This is a genomic window from Enterobacter sp. TMH.L2 (genome assembly GCF_050847315.1).
Classification (GTDB): domain Bacteria; phylum Pseudomonadota; class Gammaproteobacteria; order Enterobacterales; family Enterobacteriaceae; genus Cedecea.
The window spans coordinates 1,504,389-1,519,519 of record NZ_CP193791.1 but is presented as its reverse complement, the minus strand read 5'-3'; the positions used below and the strand labels follow the sequence as shown (position 1 = coordinate 1,519,519).

The following is a 15,131-nucleotide window of genomic DNA, read 5'->3' as shown; positions in this document are numbered from 1 at the left end:
ATCGTCCATGAACACTCACTAGCTGGCCCGTCTGGCATAACACTCGCATAACATGAATATGAAATTACGCTCGCTTTTACTGGCTTTTGTGGCTGTCGCGTCTTTCTCTGCTTCCGCCGTGACTTATCCGTTACCGACTAACGGCAGCCGCCTGGTTGGTGAAAACCAGGTTATCACTATTCCTGAAGGCAGCACCGCGCCGCTGGAAGAGTATGCCGCACAGTACCAGATGGGTCTGTCTAACATGCTGGAAGCTAACCCAGGCATTGACCCGTACCTGCCAAAAGCCGGCACCATCCTGAACATCCCTCAGCAGCTGATCCTGCCTGACACCGTGCATGAAGGGATTGTGATCAACAGTGCCGAAATGCGCCTCTACTATTACCCGAAAGGCACCAACACGGTGATCGTGCTGCCAATCGGTATCGGCCAGCTGGGGAAAGATACCCCGATCAACTGGACCACCAAGGTAGAGCGTAAGAAAAATGGCCCAACCTGGACCCCGACGGCGAAAATGCACGCGGAATACGCCGCAGCCGGTACGCCGCTGCCAGCCGTTGTTCCCGCTGGCCCGGACAACCCAATGGGCCTGTACGCGCTGTACATCGGTAACCTGTATGCGATTCACGGCACCAACGCCAACTTCGGTATCGGTCTGCGCGTAAGCCACGGCTGCGTGCGTCTGCGTAACGAAGACATCAAGTTCCTGTTCGACAACGTGCCGGTTGGCACCCGCGTTCAATTCATTGATGAGCCGGTAAAAGCCACCACCGAGCCAGACGGCAGCCGCTACATCGAAGTTCACAACCCGCTTTCCACCACCGAAGCGCAGTTCAACTCCGATGAAATCGTGCCGATTAAACTGACCAGCAGCGTTCAGCAGGTGACCGCTCAGTCCGACGTTGACACCACCGTTGTTGACCAGGCGATTCAGAACCGTTCCGGGATGCCGGTTCGTCTGAACTAAGTCCAGCAGTTTGCAAAATAGCGGCCTCCGGGCCGCTTTTTTATTGCCCGAAATCCGCCCGACAACCTTCACGCAGGGAATGTTTGTTATGCTGATAATTCATGATGTGATGGATAGCACAATTTTGAGTTTAATTGTATGATGAATGCGTTTCTTAAAGGGTAACCTCCATGCGCAACTCGTTCACGATAATCTGGCAGTATCTTCGCGCTTTTGTCTTAATTTACCTGTGTTTATACGCCGGTATTTTTGTCGCCTCTTTACTGCCTATCGTCATTCCCGGCAGCATTATCGGCATGCTGATTTTGTTTGTGCTGCTGTCGCTGCAGATCCTGCCGGCGAAGTGGGTAAAACCCAGCTGCCATTTGCTGATTCGCTATATGGCCCTTCTGTTCGTCCCCATTGGCGTGGGCGTGATGCAGTATTACGACGTGCTGAAAGCCCAGTTTGGTCCGGTGGTGGTGTCCTGTTTGATCAGCACGCTGGTGGTGCTGGTTATCGTGAGCTGGAGCTCACATCTGGTACACGGTGAAAGAAAAGTGATTGGTGAAGGCGAGGCAGAGAAAAAATGATGCACTTTATATGGTGGTCTTTACCGTTAACGCTGGTGGTGTTTTTTGCCGCCCGCAAGCTGGCCGCCCGGTTGAAATCCCCGCTGCTGAACCCGCTGCTGGTTTGCATGGTGGTGATCATTCCTTTTTTGCTGCTGACCGGCATTCCTTACGACCACTATTTTAAAGGCAGCGAAGTGCTCAACGACCTGCTGCAGCCCGCCGTTGTAGCCCTGGCCTTCCCGCTCTATGAGCAAATACACCAGATTCGCGCCCGCTGGAAATCCATTATTACCATCTGCTTTATTGGCAGCATGGTGGCGATGTCCACCGGCACATCTATCGCGTTATTGATGGGGGCGTCCCCGGAAATTGCCGCTTCGGTCCTGCCAAAATCCGTCACCACGCCGATTGCAATGGCGGTTGGCGGCGGCATTGGTGGTATCCCGGCTATCAGCGCCGTCTGCGTTATCTTCGTCGGTATTCTTGGCGCGGTGTTTGGCCACACGCTGCTGAACATGATGCGCATCAATACCAAAGCCTCACGCGGGCTGGCAATGGGTACCGCTTCCCACGCGCTGGGCACCGCTCGCTGTGCGGAACTGGACTTCCAGGAAGGGGCTTTTAGCTCGCTGGCGCTGGTGATTTGCGGGGTCATGACGTCGCTTATCGCTCCGTTTTTATTCCCGGTACTGCTGAAGCTTTTCGGCTAAAGCTTGCGAGAGATCGCGCACTTTCAGATTTGTTTTCATAAGTTGCATAAACAATTAGAACTAGATCACATATTTGGCCGGTACAGATCCGTAAACTACGTTTCCGTTACCTTTGATGAGGCTTTAACATGCGTTCACGTTTTGATGCCGCCGTTGTGCAACTCCCCGCCGCGCTGCAAACCGCTTTGCAACCCCTGCTTGCCGACGACCACTTCCCGGCTATGTTTACCGCAGCCGAAGTTGAAGCGCTAAAACATCAAACCGGGCTGGGTGACCAAGACCTGGCTTTCGCTCTGTTGCCGCTGGCCGCAGCCTGTGCCCGCGCAGACCTCTCTCATTTTAACGTCGGCGCCGTCGCGCGAGGCGTCAGCGGGAATCTCTATTTTGGCGGCAACATGGAGTTTCTGGGTGCCACCATGCAGCAAACCGTGCACGCCGAACAAAGCGCCATTACCCACGCGTGGATGCGCGGCGAAAAAGGCCTGGTTGATATCACGGTCAACTACACGCCCTGCGGCCACTGCCGTCAGTTTATGAATGAACTGAACAGCGGCACCGCACTGGGTATTCATCTGCCTGGCCGCAAGCCTTCCACTTTGGGCGAATATCTGCCGGATGCCTTTGGCCCACGCGACCTGGAGATCAAAACGCTGCTGCTGGACGAAGAAAACCACGGTTTTGCGCTGAAAGGGGATGCCCTGACTCAGGCGGCAATTAGCGCGGCTAACCGCAGTCATGCGCCTTACAGCAAGGCCCCGGCAGGCGTTGCGCTGGAAATGGTCGACGGGAAAATCTTCACCGGATGCTATGCGGAAAACGCTGCGTTTAACCCTTCCCTTCCGCCGCTGCAGGCCGCGCTGAACCTGCTTTCTCTGAATGGTTACGACTACCCACAAATTAAGCGCGCCGTGCTGGCAGAAAAAATCGATGCGCCGCTGCTGCAGTGGGATGCCACCTCCGCCACGCTGAAAGCGCTGGGCTGTGAAGCCGTTGAGCGTGTTAATATTGTTCAATAATTCTCCGTTGCGGGTGTACCCACACTCGCATTGTTGAAATTTGCCCCAACTGAACCCGCGTTTCTTGCTCTTGAGGGCCGGGTAAAGTAGCCTTGGATGAAATTTCACCCCGCGAATGAGTCTGCAAGTCCATGTTGAAGCGCGTGTTTTACAGCCTGCTTATTGTTATCGGCTTAATGCTGGCGGCTGCGCTCGGGCTCGACCGCTGGATCAGCTGGAAAACCGCCCCCTACGTCTACGATGAACTGCAGGACTTGCCCTATCGCCAGGTGGGTGTAGTGCTCGGCACCGCCAAGTATTACCGCACCGGCGTCATCAATCAGTATTACCTGTACCGTATTCAGGGCGCGCTGAACGCCTACAACAGCGGCAAGGTGAACTACCTGCTGCTCAGCGGCGATAACGCGCAGCAAAGCTACAACGAGCCGATGACCATGCGCAAAGACCTGATCGCCGGCGGCGTTGATCCGGCGGATATCGTGCTGGATTACGCAGGCTTCCGCACGCTGGACTCGATTGTCCGCACCCGTAAAGTCTTTGATACCAACGATTTCATCATTATCACCCAGCGCTTCCACTGCGAGCGTGCGCTGTTTATCGCCCTGCATATGGGGATTCAGGCGCAGTGCTACGCGGTACCTTCCCCAAAAAACATGCTGACCGTGCGTACCCGCGAATTTGCCGCTCGCCTGGGGGCATTAGCCGATCTCTATCTCTTCAAGCGTGAGCCGCGTTTTCTCGGCCCGTTAGTGCCTATTCCGTCGCAGCAGGAAGTCCCGGAAGACGCGCAGGCCTATCCGGCCGTTACGCCGGAGCAACTGCTGGAAATCCAGAAAAAAGAGAAGAAGTGAGATAAACTATTGCACTCATTTTGATAGCGCCTCTTCCGTCGTCGCCTTTCCTAATTCCTCAACTGCTGCATTCTTATTCCCTTGAATCCGACATCTGAGTTCGCCCTTATGCCTTTCACCCCATATTATTTTGGCGGAACGCAATATCTCCATCTCAATAAGTGAAGAAACCTTAATTCTCAATCTTTAACTCATAAACAAAATGAATTAAGACCAAAAACCTTTCTTTCTTAAGCCATTTAGGTGAATGTTGAATAATATGCATTCCCGCGGAGTGTATTACATAGAATTCACTCCCCCTACCTTAGTCCTCATAAAAATAGAGAAAATGAAATTTACAAACAGCTTATTTAGAACCGCAGGCAAAATACCTTTATTAAGATCGCATGACTGGCCCTTTGGAAAAATAGAGGTTGTGCTTGCCTATAACTTTAAAAAACGCCGACCTCATGAATATGCTTACCTGAAGTCAAAATATAACGACATGCTTGAGCTGGTAGGTCGAGAGTCTGAGATCGAAGAAAAAAAGTATATTTATAACAACTTCCACTATCTTCAGTCCGTGACGGAAAATGACCGCATAGATATTTTTGCTCACGCCAGTGAACATATGCTGGGTCACTACAGCCCCGAGGCGCTGGCGGATGATTTGAAAAAAATGTCTCTACGCCGCGTGGGCGTGATCAAATTTCAGGCTTGCTATATTGGAAAGGGTAACTGGCTGGAAAGAGCGCGAGATATCTTCATCAGTAAGGGAATCAGCTTTGCTTACATGGCAGCCCCCACCAACCGTATAGTATGGAATAATCCGTTCACTAAATATGTAAAAGGTGATCGAGAATTAGCCTATAAAGTGGTTAAAGGTAATATTAATAAACAGTTTCCTGGTACAAGATATACAGGATAAATTATTTACCTTCATTTGTGCCACCTGTGGGTAAGATGAACGGCAGTATCAGGGTGTTAAAGCCATTAACACTCAGATATCAGGGGCGCAGCTTATGCCAGAAAATCGAAGCCGCGCCCGGTCAAAATACGGTTACCGCAGAAATTACTTCTTACGCGCGTACTTCAGGGAGTCCAGCGCCACGGCGAAGATGATAATGCCGCCCTTGATGATGTACTGCCAGTAAGGGTTCACGCCGATATAGGTCAGGCCGTAGTTAATAACCGTAAAGATAATTACCCCGGTCACCACGCCCACCACCGTCCCTACCCCGCCGCTGAACGACACGCCGCCCACCACGCACGCCGCAATCGCATCCAGCTCGTACATAAAGCCAAGGTTGTTGGTGGCCGAGCCGATACGACCAGCTTCCAGCATCCCGCCAAAGGCATAGAACACGCCGGACAGGGCATAAATCATGATCAGGTTCAGCGCCACGTTAACGCCGGAGACTTTCGCCGCTTCCGGGTTGCCGCCGATAGCGAAGATGTTTTTCCCGAAGCGGGTTTTGTTCCACAGCACCCACACAAACAGCACCGCAAACAAGGCGTAGAACGTAATGTACGACAGGCGGAAGCTACCCAGCGCGATAAAGCCCTGCGTGAAGGTAGAGAAGTGGGAGTCAAACCCGGAAATCGGCGACGCGCCCACGAAGTCGTAATACAGGGAGTTGATCCCGTACACGATGATCATGGTGCCCAGGGTAGTGATAAACGGCGTCACGTTCAGGTAAGCGATAATAATCCCGTTCACCAGGCCAATCACCGCGCCCACGGCGCAGACAATCAACAGCACCAGCGGAATCGGCATGGTGTGCATGTCCGGGAACACCTTGTTGACGTTATCCATTGATTGCAACAGCGTAGCCGCCACAACCGCCGCCAGCCCCACCTGGCGCCCTGCGGACAGGTCAGTCCCCTGGGTGACAATCAGCCCGGCCACACCGAGCGCGATGATAATACGCACCGAAGACTGGGTCAGAATGTTACTCAGGTTAAGCAGGCTTAAGAACGTCGGATCCTGGAAAATAATGATCGCCAGCAACACCAGCAGCACCACGTAGATGCCGCCCTCTTTTAGATAAGTTAGAAAACTCTTCTTATTTAACGCACTCATTTTTAATAGCCCCTAAATCATCACAGGTGCACAGACGCAAGACGTAAAATTTCGTTCTGCGTTGTTGTTTTGGTGTCTACAATTCCGGCCACGAGCCCGTTGCTCATCACCAGAATACGGTCTGTAATCCCTAACAATTCCGGCATCTCGGACGAAATGATAATGATCCCTTTCCCTTTTTTGGCAAGCTCAGCAATCAGCTGATAAATCTCAAACTTGGCGCCCACATCAATGCCGCGCGTCGGTTCATCCAGCATCAGGATTTCCGGCTGGGTCAGCAGCCAGCGGCCAATGATCACCTTCTGCTGGTTACCGCCGGACAGCGAGCCGATGGAAGTGCGGTGCCCCGGGGTTTTCACGCGCATGGAGTCGATAACCCACTGGGTATCGCTTTTCATGCGGGAGTTATCCAGCAGGCCGACCTTGTTTTTGTAGTTACGAATATTGGAAATGAGTGAGTTAAAACCGATATCCAGGTAGGCGTAAATCCCGGTTGAGCGACGCTCTTCGGTCACCAGCGCAAAACCGTGATTAATCGCTTCGTTCGCGCTGCTGTTGTTGATTTTTTTGCCGTGAAGCTTGATGGTACCGCCAGATTTCTCGCGGATACCAAACAGCGTTTCTACAATGTCGGTACGCTTCGCCCCGACAAGGCCCGCAATGCCGAGGATTTCACCTTTATGCAGATCAAAGGAGATATCACGAATCGACGGCTGGCGCAGCGAGGTCAGGTTGCGGACTTCAAGGATCACTTCGCCCGGCACGTTGGATTTGTCCGGGAAGCGCTGGTTCAGGGAGCGGCCGACCATCATGGCGATGATTTTGTCCATATCCAGCCCTTCCAGCGGCTGGGTGGCAATCCACTGCCCGTCGCGCAAAATCGTAATTTCATCGCACAGCTGGAATATTTCTTCCATTTTATGGGAGATATAAACAATCCCGCAGCCGCGATCTTTTAATTTGCGAATAATTTTAAAGAGATGATTAACTTCTTTTTCCGTCAACGAAGACGTTGGCTCATCCATAATAACGATTTTGGCGTTATAGGAAAAAGCCTTGGCGATTTCAATCATCTGCATTTGAGAAACGGACAGCGTACCGACGCGGGCTCGCGGGTCGATATCAATATCCAGCTCATCAAATATCTCTTTGGTGTCGCGGTACATTTTATCCTGATCGACAAACACGCCTTTGGTCGGGTAGCGCCCAAGCCACATGTTGTCCATCACGGTGCGCTGCAGAACCAGGTTAAGCTCCTGATGCACCATAGAAATACCGTTTTCCAGCGCCTCTTTCGTGCTGCTGAAATTCACCTCTTTTCCCTGGAAAAGGATACTGCCGGAATCTTTGCTGTAGATCCCAAAAAGGCATTTCAATAATGTCGATTTGCCCGCACCGTTTTCACCCATCAGGGCGTGAATAGAGTGTGGCCGTACTTTTAAATTAACATTATCCAGTGCCTTAACGCCGGGGAAGGATTTATTAATGCCGGTCATTTCCAGCAAAAATTCCGTCGGCGTAGCTGAGTTATTGTCGACCATAATTATACCTGTGTCGCTGAGTAACCTGCCTAAAGCCGGGCGCAGGTATCTGCGCCCGTGTACAACTAAAAAACGTTACCCTAAATAATTCGAGTTGCAGGCAGGCAACAAGCTCGAGAATCCCCAGGCGCTTACATCAAGTAAGCAACTGGGGTGAGCGAGTGCAGTTCACGCCCCTGCGGCTCGAAGGATGACGGGTATTTATTTGCCGATGAACTGTGCGAGATTATCTTTATCCACGCCTACGTAAGGTACGCGTACGATTTTGTTCTCGATCTTCCAGTTGGTGCCTTCAGCGGCTGGCTTACCGTCGGCCAGATTTTTCGCCAGGTCGAAGGTCGCTTTAGCCTGGTTGTTGGCATCGTTCAGCACGGTCCCGGCCATCGCACCGGATTTCACCAGTGCCAGTGCTTCAGGCAGGGCATCTACGCCAAACACTGGAATAGACGATTTGTTGTGGGCTTTCAGCGCTTCTACCGCACCCATTGCCATTGCGTCGTTGTTAGCAATAACCACTTCGATTTTGTTAGCGTTCGGGCCAGAGAGCCACGCGTCCATTTTGTCTTTAGCCTGAGCGGTATCCCACATCGCGGTATCCAGCTGCAGCTGCTGAGTTTTCAGGCCTTTGTCGTTCAGCTCTTTGATAACGTAGGTGGTACGTGCTTCGGCATCCGGGTGACCTGGTTCGCCTTTCAGCAGCACGAACTGGATCTGGCCGTCTTTGTTCAGGTCCCAGGCCGGGTTAGCCGCCCAGTGTTTAGCAATCAGGTCGCCCTGGATGATACCGGACTCTTTAGAGTCGGTGCCGACGTAGTAAGCTTTGTCGTAGCTATCCAACGCTTTGCGGGAAGGTTCTTTGTTGAAGAACACCACCGGCACGTTTTGCGCGCGCGCTTTTTCGATAACGGTGCCCGCGGCGGCCGGGTCAACCAGGTTGATGGCCAGCGCTTTCACGCCTTTTGCCAGCAGAACGTCAATCTGGTCGTTCTGTTTGGACTGGTCGTTCTGGGAGTCGTTCATCAGCAGCTGTACGTCAGGTGACGCTTTCGCATCTTTCTCGATAGCTTTACGAACCACTGACATGAAGTTGTCGTCATATTTATAAATCGTCACGCCAATACGGTCAGCGGCGTTCGCTGCGGCACCAAACAACATGCAGGACATCACGGCGGACAGAGTCAAAACCTTCTTATTCATGGTATCTCCGGTTTTTATTTTGCAGGGTAGTTCGCGTTCGAAACCAGGCAGGACAGTAATGTTATAAAAAAGTTACTGAATGCCGAAGTTATCCTAAAAAATGTGCACTTCCGTGTTCGGTAACAATCCAATACTGCGTTTTTATGAGCGTTAATGGCCTTATCACGACGCTAAAAATGAGCAGTCACCGTTACATCGTGTTTCAGCTGATAAAACGCTGACATAATAGTCAGCGCAATGTTAATTAACTGTGAATTTACTCACAGATTGAAACCGGTTACATCTAACTCTTTGACAGCGGAGTGATCGACGCCACATTTTGCTTTATCGCCACCGAATGACGACGGACTAAAGTCGGCATAAAACAGTGCGTTACATCACGATCCAGCTGGCCTGCTGCGCCCTGTAACGCCAGTTCGGTAGCTAAACGCGCCATCGAAACCACCGGATAGCGCACGGTTGTCAGCTGGGGGTCGGTGTAACGGGCAATGGGAATATCGTCGAAGCCGATGATAGATACATGCTGCGGCACGGCAATGCCGTTGTCTTTCAGCGCCGTTAGCGCGCCAGCGGCCATGCTGTCGTTATAGGAAAAGACCGCGCTAAGCTGCAGATTGCGGCCAAGCAGCTCAACCATCGCCGCTTCCCCGCCCTGCATATCCGGCGTGCCCATGCCGACCCAGCCCTCCGGCGGCACGATCCCCTGCTCCGCCAGCGCCTGCAGCCAGCCCTGATGCCGCTGGTCGTTATCCTCAATTTGATGGCTGGAGGCCAGGTACCCGATGCGCGAATGCCCCTGGTTCAGCAGCATCCGCGTAGCCATCACCGCGCCGCTGACGTTGTCCAGACAAACACAGCGGTGAGCGTAGCCGGGCACCAGGCGATTGATCAGCACCATGCCGGGAACCTGCTCCAGAAAAGTAGCCAGTTCCTCGTCGCTCAGCGCCTTGGCGTGCACAATCAGGGCGCTGCAGCGCTGGCGGATCAGCACTTCAATGGCATGACGCTCTTTGTCTTCCTGGTGGTAGCTGTTGCCGATCAGCAAATATTTATTGTGCTGCTGGGCAACCACATCCACGGCTTTGACCAGCGCCCCGAAGAAGGGATCGGAGACGTCCATCACCACCACGCCGATGGTGTCGCTCACTTGAGTAGCCAGCGCTTGCGCGTTGGCGTTTGGACGGTAGCCCAGCTCAGCAACCGCCTGCATGACGTTTTCGCGCGTTTCCGGGCTGACCAGCGCGCTGTTATTTAATACTCGGGATACTGTCGCTACTGAAACCCCGGCGATACGGGCAACGTCACGAATGGTAATCGGCGTTGGGGGAGTCGGTCTCATAGGTGCACCCTGTTTTAGGCAAGGTGGCTATTTTGCGGCGAGTGGGGGGCGGTTCGGCGTGAAGTCGATCACAGTGATGAAAGCGGTTACATACAATTCGTTAACCTTTGTGACGAATATCATTATCTCTGTGCTTTGTGTAAGGCGGTCCCTGAAGCACGGGCGGTTAGCTGCCGCCACAGCCATTCCACCGGTCCCTGGTGGAAATAGCGCAGCCATAACACCGACAGCAGAATGTTCGCCGCCCACACCGCAGGCACAAAAGCCAGCAGCGACAAACGGTCAAATTTCATATAGAAACCAAAGCGATAGAACAAGGTTGTGCAGAGAATGGTTTGCAGCAGGTAGTTGGTCAGCGCCATCCGACCGACGCAGGCAATCCAGCCCACCAGCCGGAAACGGGACAGCTGCGGCCAGAAGCCCCAGGCCAGCGCAGCATAGCCAATCGCCTGAAACGGGGCGCTCAGCTCACGTGGGGCCTGTAACAGCAACGCACACCAGCGGAAATCCCACTTCAGGTGCCACTGGGCTAAAATTGCCGGCAGGTTAATCGCCATGCCGATGACGATCAAAATGGCACCGGTTCGCCGGTAATGCTTCAGGCTAAACTCCCCTTTCAGCCAGCCGCTGCGCATCAGTGCCGCGCCAATCAGCATCATGCCCGCCAGCTGCCAGCCGTATTGCGCCCCCAGCGCCACCAGGTTCGAAGAGAGCAAATCGGCGCGGTTGCTGATAGCTTCCACGCCGCCACCGAGCTTCCACCACTGCTCATATTGCAGGTTGGCCGCATCCGGCACCCAGGAGCGATTAATGCCGTCACCTGAAATGACGCCCAGCAGCAACAGGACGCCAATACCGATGAGGTACAGCACGACGCCGGTATTAAACAGCTGCTTTTGCCCCGTCGCGTCACGAATCAGCCGCCAGCACACCAGCCCGGTCAGGCCGTATGCCAGCAGAATGTCGCCATCCCACAGCAGCAGCGCATGCATAAACCCCAGCAGCACTAACAGCGTCAGCCGCGACTGGATCCAGCGTGAGCCGCGAGCCAGCAGCATTTGCAGGCCAGCCCCAAAAAGCAGCGCAAAAAGCGTGAGGAATTTAACTTCGGCAAACAGGTCCATCACCGCCCAGGTCCAGGCATCGCGGGAGGTTATCTCGCCATACCAGGCCGGGTTGAGATAAGCCGCCTTCGGCAGGCCAAAGGCGACAATATTGAGCAGCAGAATGCCCAGAATGGCGGTACCGCGGACGAAGTCCAGGGTGACATTTCTCTCCACGGATACCTGCCTGGGGGGGATTAATTGTGGCGTACTGCGCGCAGGAATTCCTGACGCGTATTCTGGCTCGACTTAAACAAGCCGCCGAGCGAGGTGGTGGTGGTCGCGCTGGTGGCGTCTTTTACCCCACGCGCTTTCACGCAGTAATGCACCGCATCAATGGACACCGCCACGTTGTTGGTGCCCAGCAGCGTTTGCAGCGCAATCAGGATCTGCTGGGTCAGGCGTTCCTGAACCTGCGGGCGCTGAGCAAAGAACTGCACGATGCGGTTAATTTTAGACAAGCCGATGACGGTATCTTTCGGGATATACGCCACGGTGGCTTTCCCGTCTATGGTCACGAAATGGTGCTCGCAGGTGCTGGTCAGGGTGATATCACGCACGGTGACCATTTCATCCACCTTCATTTTGTTTTCAATGACGGTGATTTTCGGGAAATTGGCGTAGTCCAGGCCGGAGAAAATCTCATCGACATACATTTTGGCGATGCGATGCGGAGTTTCCATCAGGCTGTCGTCACTCAAATCGAGATTAAGCAGCTGCATGATTTCCGTCATATGGGCGGCAATCTGGCTTTTACGGGTTTCATTATCCAGTTCACGCAACGGCGGACGCAGCGGCGTTTCCAGACCGCGCGCAACCAGCGCCTCATGAACCAGGGCGGCTTCTTTTGAGAGTGATGACATGCTGTTTTCTCCTGCAGGTGTGGCTGACCTCTGCCCTTCATGGGGCAAAGTGTCCGCTTATTGTGCGGCAGCACGTGCTTAGAATCCAGTAGTGCCGGGCATAATTATTGAAATCGAAAATACCGTTCATTGCCTGAGCGGGCGAGAACAATACCGTTGCGGCCATAATGCGGGATGGCTAGACTCAGGTGAAGTGAAAGTTGTTCATAAGTCTTGAAAATAGATAAGGATCCTCTGGATGGAATTACTGGAAGAACACCGATGTTTCGAAGGCTGGCAGCAGCGCTGGCGCCACGCGTCCACCCTACTTAACTGCCCAATGACGTTCAGTATTTTTCTCCCACCGCCGGCAAGCGCCTCCCCGCCGCCGGTGGTTTACTGGCTTTCCGGGCTAACCTGTAACGACGAAAACTTCACGACCAAAGCGGGCGCGCAGCGCGTAGCGGCCGAGCTTGGTATTGTTCTGGTGATGCCGGACACCAGCCCCCGCGGCGAAGAAGTCCCTAACGACGCAGGCTATGACCTGGGCCAGGGCGCGGGCTTTTACCTCAACGCGACTCAGCAGCCGTGGGCCACGCACTTCCGCATGTACGATTATCTGCGTGACGAACTGCCGCAGCTGATTGCAGAGAACTTTAGCGTCAGCGAAAAAGCGTCGATCTTTGGCCATTCCATGGGTGGACACGGCGCATTGATCATGGCGCTGAAAAACCCCGGACGCTTCCGATCGGTATCGGCTTTTGCACCGATTGTTAACCCAACCCGAGTGCCGTGGGGGCAAAAAGCCTTTAGAGCCTATTTGGGTGAAGATGAATCCTTGTGGCAAGAGTGGGACAGCTGCTGCCTGCTGGGTAAAGCCTCGCCGTCGGCACAGCTGCCAATGCTTATCGATCAAGGGGATGACGATCAGTTCCTCGCCGACCAGCTAAGGCCGGAAGAATTTGAGAAAGTAGCGCAGGAGAAAGGCTGGCCGCTGACGCTGCGCATACAGCCGGGCTGCGACCACAGCTACTACTTCATCGCGACGTTTGTAGAGGATCATCTTCGTTTTCATGCGGAGTATTTGCGGGGATAGGGCGTTGCCTGTCACCTGGACGCAGTCTCTTAGTCACAAAGTCGCGCTTTGAAGGATCGGCTATAGTTCCGTTCACTTCCAGTCCTGCTTTATCTGTAGCGCCATCACCGGTGAACGTCTTAGGGGAGTCACCGTCACTCCCCTAAGAACCCGGACTCCCGGCCAAATAAATCGACCGCTGAAGCGGCAGACCTCCGTTTTATCTCCCAGTCCTGGGTCGCCTGAGATGCGTTCCCGACGCTCTCAGCCTCCGGCCGTTCCCGACGGCCGGACCCTGGCCAGTCGGAGAGAAAACGCAGGCGATTTAAGCCGGAACCGTGCCTCGCTTTTAACCTGCAGCCACACGGGATGTTAACGTTGCTGCAAGTCATACAGCCACGCCCTTGTTCCCGGCTCTCATCGCCCCCGGCTATGACCCAACTCAGGCGGGGTTGAGCTGTCGGGAACAGCGAAAGAGAGCGATCGTCGGGAACGAATCGCGAACGACCCCGAATGTTTGGGTGATAACCGGTGGGTTTACCGCTTCAGCGGCGATGAGCTCGCCGGGCGCCGGGGGTTGTCAGGGGGCATGGCGTTGTATGAACCGGTCACATGGGTTACAGAACTGACCGGTCACATGGGTTACACCTTTCTCTCAATCTAACCTCAGGATACGGTGATTGATTCTGTCGTAATGCGCCAGTATCAGTTCACCAAATCCTATTTCGTCGCATTGCTCATTCAACGGTTTCATCCAGACCCACTCATTTCGTAGCGCTTCACTCAGAAATATTCGGGTACTGTTGAACCATAAATCTCCTCTCTGCGCGACTCTCAACATTCTGGCATTATCCGGGACAGGCATTTCTGTTCGTGGCCCCGCAAACTGTCTTTCCGAAGGTTTCCAGACCGAGGCCGGCGTTTTACCCTGAAGCGCTTTATGCGGCCTTATCTCGTTGAATTCCTTTCGCCATCTGTCAAACCATTGTTGCTGTTCTTCCAGAGAAGAAAATGAGCAATGTTGGTTGAGCGCTTCCTTCATTGTCCGGTGCATTCTTTCGTGACGCCCGTTTTCAGTCGGTTTACCTGGCCGGATACGTTCAGGAATAATGCCACATTTTAATAACCAGACGGACATGACACTCAACCCCCACACCCCATGTCCGGCAAAGGGTGCACCGTTATCAGTCCGTAATAATTGGGGCATGCCGTTTTCAATAAAAATGCGCTCGAGGCAGGAAACGACAAAGGCATTATTAGGGGAATAGGTCGCCTCACTGGCGAGGATGATCCGGCTGCAGTTATCCGTCAGCGTGAGCGGGTAACACCATTTCCCGTTAGCATGTTTAAATTTCCCTTTAAAATCAGCACTCCAGACATCATTGGGCTCTTTGACCTCATACAGAACATGGGGCTGTGTCGGCTTGAATCGAACAGGGGGGCGTGCTTTTACCAATCCATGAGACTTGAATATCTGGCCGACAGTGCTTGCGGCAGGGACACCGGGAGTATCCAGATTGAGCAGATATTGCCTGATTTTTTCTGGCCCCCACAGCATGTACTGCTTTTTAGTTTTCAGCAGCAACTGAACCATCGACTCAGGAATGGTGTTTTGATGATGGCGTGCCCTGGAACGGTCAGCCAGAGAGTTAACATCTTCGCCTGAAAAACGAGCTAACCACTTATAGCCCGTTTTACGGCTGATATTGAATCTGCGACAGGCATCGCTGACAGATAATCCGTCTACAAGGCATGCCATGACAAATTGCATTCGTTGCATGGTAACAGTCTCAAGCCAGGGCACGATAAACCTCCTCACTCAGTTTACCGTACCAGTTATAACCTGTTACCCATGTGCCCGGTTTAAAGTGTTA

Annotated in this window: 14 protein-coding genes; 7 read left to right on the top strand and 7 right to left on the bottom strand. The window is 53.4% G+C overall.

Translation table 11 applies throughout. The features are described from left to right. Nucleotides 1-52: 52 nt before the first annotated feature. The 6 genes from ldtB (at nt 53) to ACREYP_RS07250 (ending at nt 5,005) form a co-directional block, all read left to right on the top strand. The gene (gene ldtB, locus ACREYP_RS07275; protein ID WP_008455237.1) at nt 53-967 is read left to right on the top strand and encodes a L,D-transpeptidase; all 915 of its coding nucleotides are present in this window, start codon (nt 53-55) and stop codon (nt 965-967) included. A 170-nt stretch (nt 968-1,137) separates the two neighbouring features. Further along, nucleotides 1,138-1,539 (top strand): CidA/LrgA family protein, encoded by a 402-nt coding sequence (locus ACREYP_RS07270; RefSeq protein ID WP_039295384.1) that lies wholly within the window; start codon nt 1,138-1,140, stop codon nt 1,537-1,539. Beyond that, nucleotides 1,536-2,231 carry a CidB/LrgB family autolysis modulator gene (locus ACREYP_RS07265; RefSeq protein WP_008455241.1) on the top strand — a complete coding sequence of 232 codons (696 nt, stop codon included), beginning with the start codon at nt 1,536-1,538 and terminating at the stop codon, nt 2,229-2,231. The genes ACREYP_RS07270 and ACREYP_RS07265 overlap by 4 nt, the downstream gene beginning before the upstream one ends. Nucleotides 2,232-2,359: 128 nt before the next feature. Next, a complete protein-coding gene (cdd, locus tag ACREYP_RS07260; protein WP_498881214.1) occupies nt 2,360-3,247 on the top strand; it encodes a cytidine deaminase in 888 nt (295 codons plus the stop codon). A gap of 131 nt (nt 3,248-3,378) precedes the next feature. Continuing rightward, nucleotides 3,379-4,098, top strand: a complete 720-nt coding sequence (sanA, locus tag ACREYP_RS07255) for an outer membrane permeability protein SanA (protein ID WP_008455244.1) — start codon at nt 3,379-3,381, stop codon at nt 4,096-4,098. A 328-nt stretch (nt 4,099-4,426) separates the two neighbouring features. Next, a complete protein-coding gene (locus tag ACREYP_RS07250) occupies nt 4,427-5,005 on the top strand; it encodes a hypothetical protein (RefSeq protein WP_336817913.1) in 579 nt (192 codons plus the stop codon). Between the two features lie 144 nt (nt 5,006-5,149). Here the strand turns inward: ACREYP_RS07250 and mglC are convergent, their stop codons facing one another. From mglC to folE, 6 genes are all read right to left on the bottom strand, one after another. Further along, nucleotides 5,150-6,160, bottom strand: coding sequence for a galactose/methyl galactoside ABC transporter permease MglC (mglC, locus tag ACREYP_RS07245; RefSeq protein WP_008455248.1), 1,011 nt, complete (start codon nt 6,158-6,160; stop codon nt 5,150-5,152). A gap of 20 nt (nt 6,161-6,180) precedes the next feature. Continuing rightward, entirely contained in the window at nt 6,181-7,701 is a 1,521-nt protein-coding gene (gene mglA, locus ACREYP_RS07240) for a galactose/methyl galactoside ABC transporter ATP-binding protein MglA (protein ID WP_039295397.1), read from the bottom strand. A gap of 201 nt (nt 7,702-7,902) precedes the next feature. Next, a complete protein-coding gene (mglB, locus tag ACREYP_RS07235; RefSeq protein ID WP_008455250.1) occupies nt 7,903-8,898 on the bottom strand; it encodes a galactose/glucose ABC transporter substrate-binding protein MglB in 996 nt (331 codons plus the stop codon). Between the two features lie 283 nt (nt 8,899-9,181). Continuing rightward, nucleotides 9,182-10,237 carry an HTH-type transcriptional regulator GalS gene (gene galS / locus ACREYP_RS07230; protein ID WP_008455251.1) on the bottom strand — a complete coding sequence of 352 codons (1,056 nt, stop codon included), beginning with the start codon at nt 10,235-10,237 and terminating at the stop codon, nt 9,182-9,184. Nucleotides 10,238-10,359: 122 nt separating this feature from the next. Beyond that, nucleotides 10,360-11,517, bottom strand: a complete 1,158-nt coding sequence (gene yeiB / locus ACREYP_RS07225; RefSeq protein ID WP_498881213.1) for a DUF418 family protein — start codon at nt 11,515-11,517, stop codon at nt 10,360-10,362. Nucleotides 11,518-11,537: 20 nt separating this feature from the next. Beyond that, nucleotides 11,538-12,203, bottom strand: a complete 666-nt coding sequence (folE, locus tag ACREYP_RS07220) for a GTP cyclohydrolase I FolE (protein ID WP_008455254.1) — start codon at nt 12,201-12,203, stop codon at nt 11,538-11,540. Nucleotides 12,204-12,441: 238 nt separating this feature from the next. Here folE and fghA point away from each other — a divergent pair, with 238 nt between their 5' ends. Beyond that, nucleotides 12,442-13,278, top strand: coding sequence for an S-formylglutathione hydrolase (fghA, locus tag ACREYP_RS07215; RefSeq protein ID WP_008455256.1), 837 nt, complete (start codon nt 12,442-12,444; stop codon nt 13,276-13,278). A 634-nt stretch (nt 13,279-13,912) separates the two neighbouring features. Here fghA and ACREYP_RS07210 read toward each other — a convergent pair. After that, the gene (locus tag ACREYP_RS07210) at nt 13,913-15,061 is read right to left on the bottom strand and encodes an integrase core domain-containing protein (RefSeq protein WP_498881212.1); all 1,149 of its coding nucleotides are present in this window, start codon (nt 15,059-15,061) and stop codon (nt 13,913-13,915) included. Between the last annotated feature and the right edge of the window lie 70 nt (nt 15,062-15,131).